The organism is Cardinium endosymbiont of Dermatophagoides farinae, assembly GCF_007559345.1.
Lineage (GTDB): Bacteria > Bacteroidota > Bacteroidia > Cytophagales > Amoebophilaceae > Cardinium.
Genome location: NZ_VMBH01000001.1, coordinates 133,525 through 147,293, shown reverse-complemented (window position 1 = coordinate 147,293; position 13,769 = coordinate 133,525). Strand labels below are relative to the sequence as shown.

Below are 13,769 nucleotides of genomic sequence, written 5' to 3'. Positions count from 1 at the left end.
TATAAAGTAATCTTTTACGCTCTTTTCTAGACTGGACTATATACTTTTCTGAAAAGAAGCTTCTATTTCTTTGTTGGGAAACTTTAAAGTATATAAACCAGTCGATTCATCATACTTATGAATGGTTAGATATCCGGTTTGAAACATCAGAGATTTTAAACTAATCTCATTTCTACTTTCTGTATACATGAGGTCATCTCTAGTAGCTTCTATTTGGAGGTTAGCCATGTCAAAGTCAAACCTATCAGGAATGGAATTTATAACCATTGTAATAGGTTGCCATGCGTTCCATTACTTCTGATTCAGTTGTTTTTTTATTTACTTTTTTACTCCATTTTTCAGCAATATCTTCTAGTTTTTTTGAGAATATGGTTGTGATTTCTTGCCAGGTATAACCAAACATAGCATCAGCAGATGCATCAATGGTAATGTCTTTTAAATGATTAGCCCCGGAGAATACATCGGATAAACTGAATTTGCTTACGCCAGTGATAAAGGTGAGTTGAAAATATTTGTTAAGGGATTTTAAAGTCATAAAGAAATCTTTCATGACCTTGATATTGGCTTGTTCTAGGTCTGATCCTTTAGTTAAGTTAATCACTGGAGCATCATACTCGTCTATAAGCACTACTAGATTAGGTTCATAACCATTGCTAAGTTTTGAAAATGCTTCCACTAGATTTTCTAATCCACTTTGTATATCTGGGATCTGGATGGTTACACCATATGAGCAAGCAATTCTATCTAGTTTGCTTTTTAAGCTGTTTTCCAAACAGTTCGGGTTGTGGTTTATACCTGAAAAATCTATGTTCATTATAGGATATTTCTTCCATTGATATCCATTTTCTGATTTGCCTATATGATAATCTGTAAACACTTCTTGCGTTCCGTTACAAATAGTAGCTATTGTATCAATAAATAGTGATTTCCCAAATCTCCTGGGCCTAGCTATGAAAATAGGATTTTTATTTTCTATTAACGCTTGTGCATACCTTGTTTTATCTATGTAGTAGCCTGTTTCAATCACTGATTTAACATCTGAGTACCCAATAGGCAACGCATTTATCTTACGCATTATTTTATCGTCCTGAATTTCTTTTTTTCTTCCATTACTACCTTGCAAACTGCTTTGATTATATTATTTATGGGTTCTACTCGATCTTTAGTCTATTGTCATACATTAGTTGAATTTGAATATCAAAAGGGTCTTCAATAATTCCATAAGCCTCGCTAAACACATTTTTAGATAATGGGGCTATAATCCTAACCCTATTATCGGTAATTAAACTTTTGTAAAAAGACTCAATTTCTTGTAAGTCAGCACTCTAAATACATAATGATATGTTGTTACCAACTTTATATTTTTCATTCATATCCATTATGTTTTCTGCAATCATTACTTTGGTGTTTCCAATAGATAGAACAGAATGGGTAATATAATTTTTGTTTTTATTAGTAATTTCCATCGAGGGATCTCTTTTTGACATATCCTTGTAAGTCACAAGTAATAATTCTTTTGCATTAAAATGTTTTTTATAGAAACTTATCGCCTCTTGTGCCCTGCCATTCATCGAAAGGAAAATAGCAATTTCTAGCGTTGTATTCATATTATAGATCTGCCTTTTTATACTTTACCTTAGACCTGCTGCAAAACCTATTTCTAGTGGCAATTTTGGTGTCGAAGCTTGTCTATGCTCCTCAAATACATTTAGTATTCTGGCGACTGCGCTTCTCCTAAAAACTGCTGATCACAAATAGGTTTTACAGAAGGTCTATAGATCTAATTGATCAATCAAAGTGGTCACACGTGCACCTTGTACAACCGAACGATCTACTATAAACTTTAAATTTGGTACTTTATGCATTTTACCCGCCACTCTTTTGCCTAGTAACCGCTTTATGGTATTTTTATGGCCATTAATCTGTTGCAATAATATTTCCTGGTTGTCATGAAGGGTAAAACTTAGATAGACCTTTGCCAGGCTTACATCACTACTTAAGTCAACCGCTGTAACCGATATAAAAGCATTGCCAAACCACCTAGCTGTTTCCGTTAAGAAAAGTGTGCCCAACTCTTTTTGGATCATCTTAGCAGTTTGCGCTATTTTAATAGGATTGGTCATCTGTACCATTGTTTTACTAGACTTCTTTATTATAAGCGCGTTTCGAAAGCAGTCTATTCTAGTAATGCCATAACAATCTTCATAAACTGGTCCACTTGTAATGAAGCGCTGCCAATCAGTCCACCCGCTACATTGGGACAGTTAAATATAGCTTTTACATTTTGTGGATTACAGCTTCCTCCATATAAGATAGGAACCTTTTCGCTTACACATTGGTCCGATAAGAACTTCCTTATAAAGGTGTGCATTTCTGTAATTACGTCTAAACCAGCTACTTGTCCCGTTCCAATTGCCCAAACAGGTTCATAAGCAATCGCTAATTTTTCTATCTCCTTTGAGGTGAGACCAGCTAGACTTTCTTGTAATTGTTGCTGAACAACAGCTTGATGGCTACCACTCTTGCGCGCTTCCAGACTTTCCCCACAACAAAGGAAAGGCTGCATGCCATTTTCCAATACCCTTTTGATTTTTTTAGCTAAAAGCAGGTTGTCTTCTTTTTGATAGCTTCTGCGTTCACTATGCCCAATCAGTACCCCACCTACACCTATAGATGCCAGTATCCCAGCAGATACTTCTCCCGTAAAAGCGCCTGCTGCTTCATGGTGGCAGTTTTGAGCCACTAGTTGAATACTATTTGAAAGAGGGCTAATAGATTTTTTATCGCCTATTAAAGCTCCTATAGTTGGCAAATGGACAAAAGAAGGCGCAATACCTAGTACCAGTTCGGGTCCATCTATAGCTTTTAATTGCGGCAATAACGCTTCCATAAAGTGGGTGGCCTCTTGTACTGTTTTGTACATTTTCCAATTCGCGATTAGGTATTTTTTTTTCATCTGTTGCCTATTATTAGGTTAGGTATAAAACCCTTTTAAGTGCAGCCACTGTTTTGGCTACATTGGGTAGCACAACCTCTATTAAAGTAGGTGCATAAGGAAGCGGCACATCCAAGCTATTTACTTTTTGAATGGGCGCATCTAAATAGTCAAAAGCATGTTTTTGCACCTGGTAGGTTATTTCAGAAGCAATAGAAGCGAGTGGCCAGGCCTCTTCTACAATTACCAAGCGATTGGTTTTTTTTACCGATTGAATAATCGTCGAGAGATCCAATGGGCGAATGGTACGCAAATCAATTAATTCTACTGCAACTCCTTCTTTTTGCATTACTTGTGCCGCTTCATTTGCCACTTTAACCATTTTACCAAAAGATACCAAGGTTACATCAGTGCCCTCTTGCATCAGATGGGCTTTGCCTATTGGCAGTAAATAGGTTTCCGTAGGCACCGCTCCCAGGTCGCCATACATTAACTCTGATTCCATAAATATTACAGGATCATCATCTCTAATCGCACTTTTAAGCAATCCCTTCGCATCATAGGGGTTAGAAGGCACGATTACTTTTAGCCCTGGACAATTCGCATACCAATTCTCAAAATTTTGAGAATGCTGGACACTTAACATACCCGCATTACCAGTTGGTCCTCTAAATACAATCGGCACATGGTATTGGCCACCAGACATCGCATACATTTTGGCAGCTCCGTTTACAATTTGATCTATAGCTACTAGAGAAAAATTAAAAGTCATAAACTCTATAATGGGGCGTAAGCCATTCATAGCAGCGCCCACACCCAGTCCAGTAAACCCCGACTCGCTAATAGGCGTATCTATAACCCTTTTGGGCCAAAAAGCTCCAGCATACCTTGGCTTACCTTATAGGCACCATTGTATGCAGCTACCTCTTCACCCATTAAAAAGATCATTTCATCTTTTTGCATTTCCTCGACCATTGCTTCCCGCAATGCTTCTCTAAATTGTATGGTCCGCATCTCCTAGTATTTTAATTAAAATTAAGATCAGTCCCGTCAAAGATAAGACACATCAAGAAAAAACAGCCTATCTCTAAACGCCAGATTGCAATAGACCTTTTTCAAAAATTTCGCACCACAAATAGGTTTTGAGAGCGGTCTAATCATTACTCAGATAATCCTTTAATGCACTTCTAATCTCTTGAGCAGATAGGTTGCTTTCCAGCGTTCCCTTTCTAGCTATAGATATTTGACCAGATTCTTCTGAAACAATTAAAACCAATGCATCTGTTATCTCGGTAAGCCCAACAGCTGCTTTATGACGCAATCCAAAACGAGCAGCAATATTTGGATTCTCCGTTACAGGCAGGATACACCTTGCCGCTACAATTTTGTTGCTGTGAATGATAACTGCACCATCATGCAATGGGCTATATTTATTGAATATAGCAATCAACAATCGCGCAGAGACTACCGCATTAAGTAAGTCCCCGGATTCTTCATAATAGCGCAGGTCTACATCCTTGGTAAAAACGATAAGCGCACCTGTATTGCTACCCCTAGTGTTTGCACCGCTTTTACCACTGGTGTAACATCAATCTCACTCTTTTTATCAGCCAGCCAAGGAATCATTTGTATAATCATTGCTTTACTGCCCACAAGGTTGTTGCCTATACTAAACAAAAAGTGGCGGATCTCCCTTTGAAAGAGAATAATCGGCACCATAGGACTTATAAATAAGCTTAAAATAGATTGTAGGAATTTTAAATGCAGCGCTTGAACAATCCAGTAAAAAAGATATACGATCAAGAAACCCCAAATACTCTTTACAGCTATGCTACCCTTAACCAATCTATATACCCAATAAACCAAACAACCAAGTAGTACAATATCAACCACAAATGTAAAACTAATGTCCCAACGCTCAAGATCTAGTAGGTTAAATGGCATCGATTAAATAGTTTTTAGATTTATAATCAAAATAATTTATATAAAATAAAGGTATAAAAACCGGTAAGTTGGTATGATCAGCAATCTGTTTTGGATTAATTTTGTGTTAAAAAAAAGATTTTGTTGGCAAAAAAACAAATTTAAAAATAGGTAAAAAAATATTCATGGTAATTGATTAACTTATATAGAAGCATGTTTTGTTTTTAATATTGATAATCAAGTTATATGATTTGTAATCCAGTTTTTTGTATTACTGAATGGATGCGCACTTTTTTAAGCTAATGGATCGTTAAAAAGTTAAACGATTTTATTATTCAAGATTTTTTAGTAGAATTGCAAATAGGTTATCGAAGCATTATATCATTTAATTGTTATGTAGTTAAGAAAAAAACTACCCTCTGTGTGTGATACAAGCCTTTTTTGTTCATCTCTACGTTCGCTTTCTGGTTCCACTTATTTTATAAGTCTTTTTTTGTTTTAGAGTAGTGTGGCGGTATGGTTGAATGGATGGTACAAAATTTACTTTTTATGGCCAGAGGATTGAGGAGACCTTCTGGAAAACCTATTTGTGATTAGCAGTTTTTAGGAGAAGCGCAGTCAGCCAGCATACTAATGTATTTGAGGAGCATAGACAAGTGCCAAAATTGCCATTTAGCAATAGGTTTTGCAAAAGGTCTAGGAATAATCACCCCATCTACACCGCTCTAGTGTAAGGGTATAGCAACCGTAACATTAGAAAACTAATTTTCTAAAATTAAAAAAGATATAATGTTTAAAAATTTTATATTCCATCCAAGGAACTGGTTGATGATACTCGTCACAACCTATGCAATGGTAGGTAGTTGCAAAGGTAGGTGCGAAAAAAGGAATAGAAAGTCGTTGCATAAGTCATCTTCTCTTTCTTCTTCAGAAGATGGTAATCTAGGCAACTTAAGTGACTTTACAGATGATCTAAGTGATATCCCAGGGATTGGCGCTTCTTCAGGGGGTTCTAGTAACTCTGACTCGGGATACGATAGTGGGGATAATTCCTCTAGTAGTAGTTCGTCAGAAACGTCGAACGCTTCTTTGCCTACCCTTTTGCTGGGCTCCCTAATGTGCGTAATACTTGTTATATGAATGCAGTCCTTCAAATTATTGCAGCTTTGTATGTAGATGAAGCACAAAATCGTTGCCTAGAAGGGTGGATCAATAAAATCAACGATACGCATCACGCATTAGATCCTAGCGATATAAATAAATTTATAGAAGGCTTACCAGAAGCTGCGAAAAGCATGGCAACCTCAGGTCGACAACATGATCCTGATGAGTTTATAGAACATATCAAGGAACATTTTCTATGCTTAAGTGATGGATATATTATATATCCTATTATTTGTACTGAAAGTTTATTTTTAAAAGTTAAACATAAACAAGAACATAAGGAATGTATTTGCAAATATAAGCGAAAAAGTTCAGCCTCTCACATGTTGACTATACCTATAGTGCAAGGTTGTAATCTTAACCAAATGATTAAACACTATCAAGAACAATTCGTACGAGGAGAGGAAGGTGTAGATATAGATTGGAAAAAAATATCCCTTTGCGAAGAAAAGAGCTTGCCTCTTTTTGTAGACAAAAATCAAAACGAGATAGATCCTGTTATGTATGGCTCTAATAAAGGCTTTAAAAAAGATTATATTAAGCAGACAATACTTAACCTATCCGATAGATTGTATATAAAATTAGATAGAAATCCTAATCAATCTAAAATATCTGATTCAGTTCGTGAAGCCATGCATATTAAAATTCAATCAGACCCTAATCAGGATGCTACCGTTTCGTTTGATTTAAATGGATTTATTGTACACCGCGGAGATGGAACCACTGATGGCCATTATGTTGCCTATGTAAAACGTAAAGGAAAATGGTATAAAGCAGATGATAGTGTTATAACAGAAATTAGTCTAGAAGAAGCAACAGACAAATCTAAAACAGCATATCTATTGTTTTATACAAAAAGCTAAATATCCATTCAACCATCTGGTAATGTTGTATCCAAAAATGGAAAAGTGCGCCTATTCACTCCTTATCCTTTTCCAATTGTCACATAAAACAGCTGTAGCGGTGGCTGCATTCAGGGAGTTGGCATGGCCATATCTAGGAATGGCAATAGCCGCTGTAAAGGTTTGCTGTACAGCAGGTTGAATCCCATGTGATTCATTGCCAATGACCAATATCCCATGGGCTGGGAATAAAAAATCGTGTACAGGTTTGCCATCCAACATAGCACCTAAAATAGGTAGATTGCAACTTTGTAAATAAAGTGGCAAATCTACATAATGTACATTGACTTTTACAAAAGAACCCATACTGGCTTGTAATACCTTTGGGTTGTATAGATCTACAGTGGTGCGCGAGCATAATATGGTGGTTATGCCATACCAATCTGCTATGCGGATAATGGTGCCGAAATTGCCAGGGTCCTGGATGCCATCCAATGCAAGTGTAATGCCGGCAGGTGATGGATCTGGTTGAGTGGGTTTGGGTATAGCAGCTACTGCTAGTACTTCATGGTTGTGCACAAAAGAACCTAGCCCAGAAAGCAAGGCTTGCTTCACTTCAAATATTTCTGTTCCCTTAGGAAGGGAAGCAACTATATCCTGATTTTCTACAAAAAAAGAGGGGGTGCCTACTATACATTGTATAGCGTAATCAGCAGCAAGCAATGCTTGAATACTTTTTTTCCCCTCTAAGACAAAAGCAGCTCGTGCCAAGCGGTGTTTTTTAAGTGCCAACTGATGGATGGATGTGGCTCTCCTTTTGCTTAAAATAGGATACAACGCCTCTATTAGATTTTTACCCATTTGCTTACTTGCTGCCCTATTTTTTATGTAATGAAACAATAAATAATTCATTGCAATCACACATGGCAATATGGCAAGCTTTAATATAAAAACCAATGACATAAAATGCAAAAAGAATGGTAGAAACAATAATGATATTCCAGTTGCAAAAACAGTTTTAAATGAGATCATAGACAAAAAAATTAATACCGAGCTATAACTAAATTAAACAACCACACAGTAAATCTACAACTATTCTCAAAGAAATCCAAAAGTGCTCGATGCGCACTCAAGAAATGGCCGGGGTATCAATAAGCTATTGGTGAAACATACCAACCAGTCGGTATAGGTCGAATTCTGCCTGTTTTACCTTAAAGGCTTGTTCTATTAAACCGATTTCTACCTTTTCAGTAGCTTCTTCTGCTTCATGTAATTCAAGTAATTTGATCTGCTTTAAACGATACTTTTCTCTTACAAATACCAACTTTTGCTTGCTTATTTTCAGTTGCTCCTCTGCTACTTTATATGCATCTAAGGCATGACGGTATTTCCATTTTTTATCTTCTAAGCTATCTTCTACCGCTAACTTTTGTTGTTGTAAAGCAAACTTTGCATTATTGAATAGGATCCGTGCTTTTTTAACCTTTGCAGGCGTTAATAGCAACGTCGCTATATCAATAGTAATCCCAATGCTCCCCAACCATTGGGTAGGCTTATTGTCAAGATACCACCCTTCTTTTTCTAAATTATATAGATAGCCGTTCGATCGAAAACTACCCGATAGGCTCAAGCAAGAAAGCGGATAGGCTTTAGCCCTCTTTAACTCGGTTGTGGCTATGGCTAGCTGTTGTTGGTGTATGTTTGCTTCTAAATCAATTACTTTTTCTTTTGTAACCGCTTTAATGTTCCATATAGGTTGCACAGAAATAGCTGATTGTACTACTGTTTCTTCATTTAAGGGTTTGCCTAGTATTAAATTTAGGCTTCGGCGTTTCCTTTTCAATGCTTCTTGCCGCTCTAATAAGTTTAATTTTACCTGTTTGAGCGCCAGCTGCGCGTCCAAACAATCTATTTTGGAGATGCGTCCTACCTTTAGCTTTTCTTCCTCTACTTTTAACCTAGTTGTGGCAAGTTTGATTAAGTTATTGGATAACGCCCATTTTTTTTGTGCCAATGCGAGTTCATAATAAGCGGTGACTACTTGCTGTAATTCTTTTTCTACTGATTTTTTCGCAACCAGCTTATATAGACGATTATTTTGATAATGAATTTTAGTCTGGAAAATTTTATCAAATAATGAGGGGAGCGTCCATTGTAATGTAAAAACAGGTGTAGATCGAAGCTTATGTGCAATGGTAATATCTGGTCTTGTGCTATTTTGAGCTGTTGTAGGGTGTGATGCGCGCATGCTTTCATAGGCAAGCATAAAGGTAGCCTGAGGCGCCCATATGCCAAAAGTATCTATTTTATTGGAAAGAATGGCTTGCTTTTTGGTATTTTCAGCCATTTGAATGGTAAGATTATCTTTTAAGGCGATGTGTATGGCCTCTTGCAAGCTGATCGGTTTGTTTTTTGCTTCTGTTGTACCATGGGTTAAAAGCGTTATGCTGCAGATCATGCTTAAACATACAACCAATTTTTTAGTTACCAACATCTTGAGTAAAATTTTTATTAGACAATTTTTCCATCTACAATTTCTTGAATACTATTACATTGGCGTGCTACCTGCACAGAATGAGTTGCAATAAGAATCGTATTTCCTTCTCTATTCATTTCTTTAAGTACGGCCATGATCTCATGCGCAGTACTGCTATCTAAAGAGCCGGTTGGTTCATCTGCTAAGATTAAAGGCGGAGCGGTTACCAACGCACGTGCAATCGCTACCCTTTGTTGTTGGCCGCCTGAAAGTGCATTTGGCTTATGATGGGCATACGCAGCTAACCCAACTCTATCGAGCATGGCCCATGCACGCTTGTAGCGCTCTTCTTTTTCTATACCCTGGTAATAGAGGGCAGTGCTACATTCTCTAAAGCAGTCTTGAAAGGAATTAAATGAAATCGCTGAAAGATAAACCCAATTAACTGACTCCTATAGCTACTCGATTGTTGACTAGAGAGATTTTTTATGTGCACACCATTAAGATGGTAATCCCCACGGTCATAATCATCTAATATGCCAATAATATTCAATAATGTAGACTTTCCAGCACCGGATTGCCCCATTAAAGCAACAAGGTCCCTTTTTCAAGTTGAAAATTTATGCCACTCAGCACCGTTCTAGTGACGGTTCCGTTTTGATAGGATTTATATAAGTCCTGAATCTGAATCATGCTACGTTTCTACAATTACGTGGTCGGCGTCTGTAAGGCCTTCTTTTACTTCGACATGAAGCCCATCTGATAGCCCTAATATTACATTTTTTGTAACCACTTTACCTGCATGCAAACATTTTACACAATAGGTTGACCCTTCCATGTGAATGGTGCTTTCTGGAATGGCAAGGACATTCTTTACCTGCTCTAAAATGACCTCTGCAAGGGCTAAATAACCTGCGCGTAAGGTAATTTTTGATTTTTTTGGTTTTTGTATGATTCCTTCGATTTCAAATTTAATCTCTCCTTTTTTAAATTCTTCTTCACTGGCTTTTGGTGCAATTTTAGTTAAAGTAACTTGTAATTTTTCCTTATTAAAAGCATTTAATGAGGCCGTAAAGGTCATCCCTTTGGTGAGATGGACCACATCTAGCTCACTAACCTTAGCTGAAAACAAAAAACAGTCCATATCTCCAATAAGGGCTACTGTGGTGCCAGCACCTTGTTTACTGACTGCTTGCACCATACTGCCCTCTTTAACGGGTAAGTCTAAAATAGTCCCTTTTGTAGTGGCTTTAATGATGTTGGAACCTGCTCCTTTTCCTGTAGCATAGCCACGTTGCGTGATTTCCAGCTCTTTTTGGGCAGCGGCAAATTTTTCTTTAGTTTGCTCCAGCTGGCCAAAGCAGCTTCATAGGCTTCTTTAGCCAGCATCTTTTTACTAAAAAGTTGTTTGCTTCTTAGGTATTTTGCCCTAGCTTGACCACAGTCAATAGTGGCCAAACGCAGTTTGCTTTCTGCAGCCGCAACCTCTTTTGGATTAGGTTGTATTTTAATACGCGCAATAGCAGCACCTTGTTGCACAGCATCACCTACACGCACGAATAGTTTTTCTACTATGCCTGTAACATGTGTCGTTACCTTCACTTCTTTATGGGGCATTAGGCTGCCAGTAAAAACTTTTTTTCGAACAATGGTTCTACGCGTGGGGTTGATGGTTTGAAAGGTTGGCTGATCTAGCTTACGCCAAAAGGCTATTTGATCTAGCTTGCTCCATTGACCTTTATATGCCTTTTGGTAAGCAAAAACCCCTCCAGCTATTATACTAGTGGTTAAAATAAGTTTGGTTATTGTACGCATTTTTATTCATTATTTAAAGCATCTACTGGTTTAATGTACGATGCTCTTTTTGCAGGGATCATGCCAGCTAAACAACCAGAGAGCACCAAAGCGCCTAAAGCAAATAAAACCATAGAAAATTGAAATTCAAAACGAGCAATGCCATGTTTTTCTAAAATAGGAACCAAATAGCGATTTATCCATTGGAGCATGGACATACCGGTTCCCAGACCCAAGATGCCAGCAATTAAGTTAATAACAATTGATTCCAGCAAAATTAAACCGATAATATCGCTTGACTTGGCACCGATCACCTTGCGAATAGCAAGCTCTTGGGTACGCTCTTTCACAACAACATGCATCATATTACTTACACCGACCACACCACTGACTAAAAAGCAAAGGCTTACCAACCAAATAAACCCCTGTATCGCTATAAATAGCATTTGAAAAGATCTAGCGCGTTTAAATAAATTATTTATATGTAGTACCTGTTTGTCTTGCGCTTCAAAATTGAGCCGCCCGGCTAAATAAGCCCGAATCTTTTCTTCTACTTGTACAGGATTTTGTTTGGGCATTAAAGCGCACATAATGCAATCAATACTTTCAACATTTAGAGGAAATAATCCTTTAAATAAGCTACTTGGAATAATGATTTGATCATTATCTACCCCAGCAATAGCTTCTAACACACCAATCACATAAAGAACCGTGCTATCTATTGTGACGAACTGCCCAACTGCTGCTTTAGTGTCAAAAAGAGTCGTTTTTATTTTCAAACTTAGTATACAAACGGGAAGCCTTTGCGTGATATCACGTTCAGTAAAAAATCGCCCCTCTGTAAGCGCCAAGTGGTTGATTTTTTCATATCCAACACCCACACCTAGTATACTAGTTTCATGCATGGCTTGTGCACAAGCAACAGAACGTTTGGTTCGAAATATAGGCATAATTTGTTCAAAAACATTATTCAAGTTATCGGCAAGATCGCTTGTTAACGCTTCTGTTAAGTGCATGCCATCAGCTGAACTGTAACCTGGACGAATGGAGAGTGTACAGTTGCTATACCTATGAAATTTTTTAATCGTACCATTATAAAGTCCAGCACTTGCACCTTGTAAAACCACTAAGATAAGCATGGCCCACATCACCCCAAATCCCGTAAACACGGTTCTTATTTTATGGGCTTTTAGGCTACAGCACACCTCTATAAACCAGTGATATCCAAACATAATATAAATAGCTGTTCAGCGGGCAAGCAGGCCCCCTAACAAAGTAAGACCAAGCAACTCGCCGCAAAAAGTAGCATAACATCCTTTTTACTTACCACCCAATGCCTCTACAGGCTTTATGCGTACAGCCCTTATAGTTGGTAGCATACCAGCCAAACAGCTGGTTAAAGCAGTCAATCCCAACCCACCAAGGACAAACGAAGGAGGGCAAGTTAAAGTAGATAGGTAATAGGCTTTACATAATGGGACTACCCATTTATTGAGCAACTGCATAAGAGCACAGCCTGCCGCAAAGCCGATTATACCAGCTATAAGGGTTACGATAACTACTTCAGATAAAATCATCGCTACGATTTCTATAGAACGGCCGCCTAGTACCTTTCGAATAGCGATCTCTTGTCTTCTTTCTTGAATGGTCACCAGCATCATATTGCTGATACCTACAATACCTATTATAAGCAGAAATATACCTATAATGGTATTGAAAATAGAGATATTTTTAAAAAACCTATTAAATTTATCGGCATGTTTGGCTATACTAAATAGACCAAGCGCTTTTGTATCTTTAACGTCAAAATTCAAATGGCGTGCAAAGTAAGTACGGAATTGTGTTTCTACTACTTCTTCGCGCGCAGTTGGCACCAATGTAAGCCGAATAGCACCTGTATAATGGCTATGCTTAGAAAATATCTTTTTAAATAAACCATCTGTAAGCAATATAGCATGCGCTTCACTATAAAGGCTAGTATCTAACGGATCGAGCACACCCACTACCTGTAGGGCGGTGTCACCCAAAAAGATATATTGCCCAATAGCAGAGGCTGCTCCAAATAATTTTTTTTTAATGCATATACCCATAACACAAACATGATGTAGGGCCACTTGATCACGCGGTGTAAAGAAACGCCCTTCCTGCATGGACAGATTAGCCAACGAAGCATAGCAAGGATCACACCCTAAAGCCCATACGGCCACCTGTTTTGTTCCATACCTTACAGGGCTATCATGCCAAAGTATAGGGCTAGCATGCTGAATGGTACCAAATGGCTTAGATAAGTTTGCAGCCATTTCTAGTGGAATAGGATGATTACTTCCAGCGCTTTTACCTCCCCAAATGATCATGGTTTTTACGCCATATTTTGCAAATGCCTGGGAAATACCATTGTGAAAGCCATTGCCAATACCTAATAGCAATACCAGCACAAAAATAGCCCACGAAACGCCAAAACCCATAGCCAGGGCCCTATACATATGGGTTTTAAGGCTTTGATAGGCCTCTCTTAAAGCATACAAGATAAGCATAAGCTTCTATTAATCCAGTAATAAGACCTTCTGCAAAACCTATTTCTAATGGCAATTTTGGTGTCGAAGCTTGTCTATGCTCCTCAAATACATTTAGTATT

Annotated in this window: 17 protein-coding genes and 1 pseudogene; 2 read left to right on the top strand and 16 right to left on the bottom strand. The window is 37.8% G+C overall.

Going from position 1 to position 13,769, the window contains the following annotated elements:
* Positions 1 to 36: 36 nt before the first annotated feature.
* The 8 genes and pseudogenes from FPG78_RS00725 to FPG78_RS07445 all read right to left on the bottom strand — a co-directional run bounded on the left by FPG78_RS00725 (position 37) and on the right by FPG78_RS07445 (position 4,879).
* Entirely contained in the window at positions 37 to 267 is a 231-nt protein-coding gene (locus tag FPG78_RS00725) for a hypothetical protein (protein WP_144086173.1), read from the bottom strand.
* Positions 245 to 1,123: an AAA family ATPase gene (locus tag FPG78_RS00720; protein WP_144086172.1), complete on the bottom strand. Its 879-nt coding sequence runs from the start codon at positions 1,121 to 1,123 to the stop codon at positions 245 to 247. The genes FPG78_RS00725 and FPG78_RS00720 overlap by 23 nt, the downstream gene beginning before the upstream one ends.
* Positions 1,124 to 1,325: 202 nt before the next feature.
* Positions 1,326 to 1,607 (bottom strand): VOC family protein, encoded by a 282-nt coding sequence (locus FPG78_RS07455; protein ID WP_223261926.1) that lies wholly within the window; start codon positions 1,605 to 1,607, stop codon positions 1,326 to 1,328.
* 165 nt (positions 1,608 to 1,772) lie between these two features.
* Positions 1,773 to 2,123 carry a 30S ribosome-binding factor RbfA gene (rbfA, locus tag FPG78_RS00710; protein WP_186292379.1) on the bottom strand — a complete coding sequence of 117 codons (351 nt, stop codon included), beginning with the start codon at positions 2,121 to 2,123 and terminating at the stop codon, positions 1,773 to 1,775.
* Positions 2,124 to 2,176: 53 nt separating this feature from the next.
* Positions 2,177 to 2,956: a triose-phosphate isomerase gene (gene tpiA / locus FPG78_RS00705; protein ID WP_144086170.1), complete on the bottom strand. Its 780-nt coding sequence runs from the start codon at positions 2,954 to 2,956 to the stop codon at positions 2,177 to 2,179.
* Between the two features lie 13 nt (positions 2,957 to 2,969).
* Positions 2,970 to 3,949: pseudogene (locus FPG78_RS00700) on the bottom strand (pyruvate dehydrogenase complex E1 component subunit beta).
* 139 nt (positions 3,950 to 4,088) lie between these two features.
* Positions 4,089 to 4,442: a diadenylate cyclase gene (locus FPG78_RS07450; protein WP_255431774.1), complete on the bottom strand. Its 354-nt coding sequence runs from the start codon at positions 4,440 to 4,442 to the stop codon at positions 4,089 to 4,091.
* Between the two features lie 2 nt (positions 4,443 to 4,444).
* Positions 4,445 to 4,879, bottom strand: coding sequence for a hypothetical protein (locus FPG78_RS07445; protein WP_223261925.1), 435 nt, complete (start codon positions 4,877 to 4,879; stop codon positions 4,445 to 4,447).
* 768 nt (positions 4,880 to 5,647) lie between these two features.
* On the opposite strand from FPG78_RS07445, the gene FPG78_RS00690 reads away from it, so the two are divergent.
* Entirely contained in the window at positions 5,648 to 5,998 is a 351-nt protein-coding gene (locus FPG78_RS00690; RefSeq protein WP_144086169.1) for a hypothetical protein, read from the top strand.
* Positions 5,995 to 6,885 (top strand): ubiquitin carboxyl-terminal hydrolase family protein, encoded by an 891-nt coding sequence (locus tag FPG78_RS00685; RefSeq protein ID WP_144086168.1) that lies wholly within the window; start codon positions 5,995 to 5,997, stop codon positions 6,883 to 6,885. Before FPG78_RS00690 ends, FPG78_RS00685 begins: the two co-directional genes overlap by 4 nt.
* 51 nt (positions 6,886 to 6,936) lie before the next feature.
* On the opposite strand, the gene FPG78_RS00680 is transcribed toward FPG78_RS00685, so the two are convergent.
* The 8 genes from FPG78_RS00680 to FPG78_RS00655 all read right to left on the bottom strand — a co-directional run bounded on the left by FPG78_RS00680 (position 6,937) and on the right by FPG78_RS00655 (position 13,668).
* The gene (locus tag FPG78_RS00680) at positions 6,937 to 7,725 is read right to left on the bottom strand and encodes an RNA methyltransferase (protein ID WP_144086167.1); all 789 of its coding nucleotides are present in this window, start codon (positions 7,723 to 7,725) and stop codon (positions 6,937 to 6,939) included.
* Positions 7,726 to 8,020: 295 nt separating this feature from the next.
* Entirely contained in the window at positions 8,021 to 9,358 is a 1,338-nt protein-coding gene (locus tag FPG78_RS00675) for a TolC family protein (RefSeq protein ID WP_144086166.1), read from the bottom strand.
* Between the two features lie 17 nt (positions 9,359 to 9,375).
* A complete protein-coding gene (locus tag FPG78_RS07945; protein ID WP_255431683.1) occupies positions 9,376 to 9,663 on the bottom strand; it encodes an ATP-binding cassette domain-containing protein in 288 nt (95 codons plus the stop codon).
* A gap of 32 nt (positions 9,664 to 9,695) precedes the next feature.
* Positions 9,696 to 9,926, bottom strand: a complete 231-nt coding sequence (locus FPG78_RS07940; protein ID WP_255431682.1) for an ATP-binding cassette domain-containing protein — start codon at positions 9,924 to 9,926, stop codon at positions 9,696 to 9,698.
* A gap of 108 nt (positions 9,927 to 10,034) precedes the next feature.
* Entirely contained in the window at positions 10,035 to 10,541 is a 507-nt protein-coding gene (locus FPG78_RS00665; protein WP_255431681.1) for an efflux RND transporter periplasmic adaptor subunit, read from the bottom strand.
* A gap of 23 nt (positions 10,542 to 10,564) precedes the next feature.
* Positions 10,565 to 11,155, bottom strand: coding sequence for an efflux RND transporter periplasmic adaptor subunit (locus tag FPG78_RS07440; RefSeq protein WP_223261924.1), 591 nt, complete (start codon positions 11,153 to 11,155; stop codon positions 10,565 to 10,567).
* 2 nt (positions 11,156 to 11,157) lie between these two features.
* Positions 11,158 to 12,366: an ABC transporter permease gene (locus FPG78_RS00660; protein ID WP_144086164.1), complete on the bottom strand. Its 1,209-nt coding sequence runs from the start codon at positions 12,364 to 12,366 to the stop codon at positions 11,158 to 11,160.
* 87 nt (positions 12,367 to 12,453) lie between these two features.
* Positions 12,454 to 13,668 (bottom strand): ABC transporter permease, encoded by a 1,215-nt coding sequence (locus FPG78_RS00655; protein WP_144086163.1) that lies wholly within the window; start codon positions 13,666 to 13,668, stop codon positions 12,454 to 12,456.
* Between the last annotated feature and the right edge of the window lie 101 nt (positions 13,669 to 13,769).

Excerpts from the sequence above, each read along its gene's own strand:
- FPG78_RS00725 (WP_144086173.1), bottom strand. The coding sequence starts at position 267 with ATGGTTATAAATTCCATTCCTGATAGGTTTGACTTTGACATGGCTAAC.
- FPG78_RS07455 (WP_223261926.1), bottom strand. The coding sequence starts at position 1,607 with ATGAATACAACGCTAGAAATTGCTATTTTCCTTTCGATGAATGGCAGG.
- rbfA (WP_186292379.1), bottom strand. The coding sequence starts at position 2,123 with ATGACCAATCCTATTAAAATAGCGCAAACTGCTAAGATGATCCAAAAA.
- tpiA (WP_144086170.1), bottom strand. The coding sequence starts at position 2,956 with ATGAAAAAAAAATACCTAATCGCGAATTGGAAAATGTACAAAACAGTA.
- FPG78_RS07445 (WP_223261925.1), bottom strand. The coding sequence starts at position 4,879 with ATGCCATTTAACCTACTAGATCTTGAGCGTTGGGACATTAGTTTTACA.
- FPG78_RS00690 (WP_144086169.1), top strand. The coding sequence starts at position 5,648 with ATGTTTAAAAATTTTATATTCCATCCAAGGAACTGGTTGATGATACTC.
- FPG78_RS00685 (WP_144086168.1), top strand. The coding sequence starts at position 5,995 with ATGAATGCAGTCCTTCAAATTATTGCAGCTTTGTATGTAGATGAAGCA.
- FPG78_RS00680 (WP_144086167.1), bottom strand. The coding sequence starts at position 7,725 with ATGGGTAAAAATCTAATAGAGGCGTTGTATCCTATTTTAAGCAAAAGG.
- FPG78_RS00675 (WP_144086166.1), bottom strand. The coding sequence starts at position 9,358 with ATGTTGGTAACTAAAAAATTGGTTGTATGTTTAAGCATGATCTGCAGC.
- FPG78_RS07945 (WP_255431683.1), bottom strand. The coding sequence starts at position 9,663 with ATGCTCGATAGAGTTGGGTTAGCTGCGTATGCCCATCATAAGCCAAAT.
- FPG78_RS07940 (WP_255431682.1), bottom strand. The coding sequence starts at position 9,926 with ATGGGGCAATCCGGTGCTGGAAAGTCTACATTATTGAATATTATTGGC.
- FPG78_RS00665 (WP_255431681.1), bottom strand. The coding sequence starts at position 10,541 with ATGGTGCAAGCAGTCAGTAAACAAGGTGCTGGCACCACAGTAGCCCTT.
- FPG78_RS07440 (WP_223261924.1), bottom strand. The coding sequence starts at position 11,155 with ATGCGTACAATAACCAAACTTATTTTAACCACTAGTATAATAGCTGGA.
- FPG78_RS00660 (WP_144086164.1), bottom strand. The coding sequence starts at position 12,366 with ATGTTTGGATATCACTGGTTTATAGAGGTGTGCTGTAGCCTAAAAGCC.
- FPG78_RS00655 (WP_144086163.1), bottom strand. The coding sequence starts at position 13,668 with ATGCTTATCTTGTATGCTTTAAGAGAGGCCTATCAAAGCCTTAAAACC.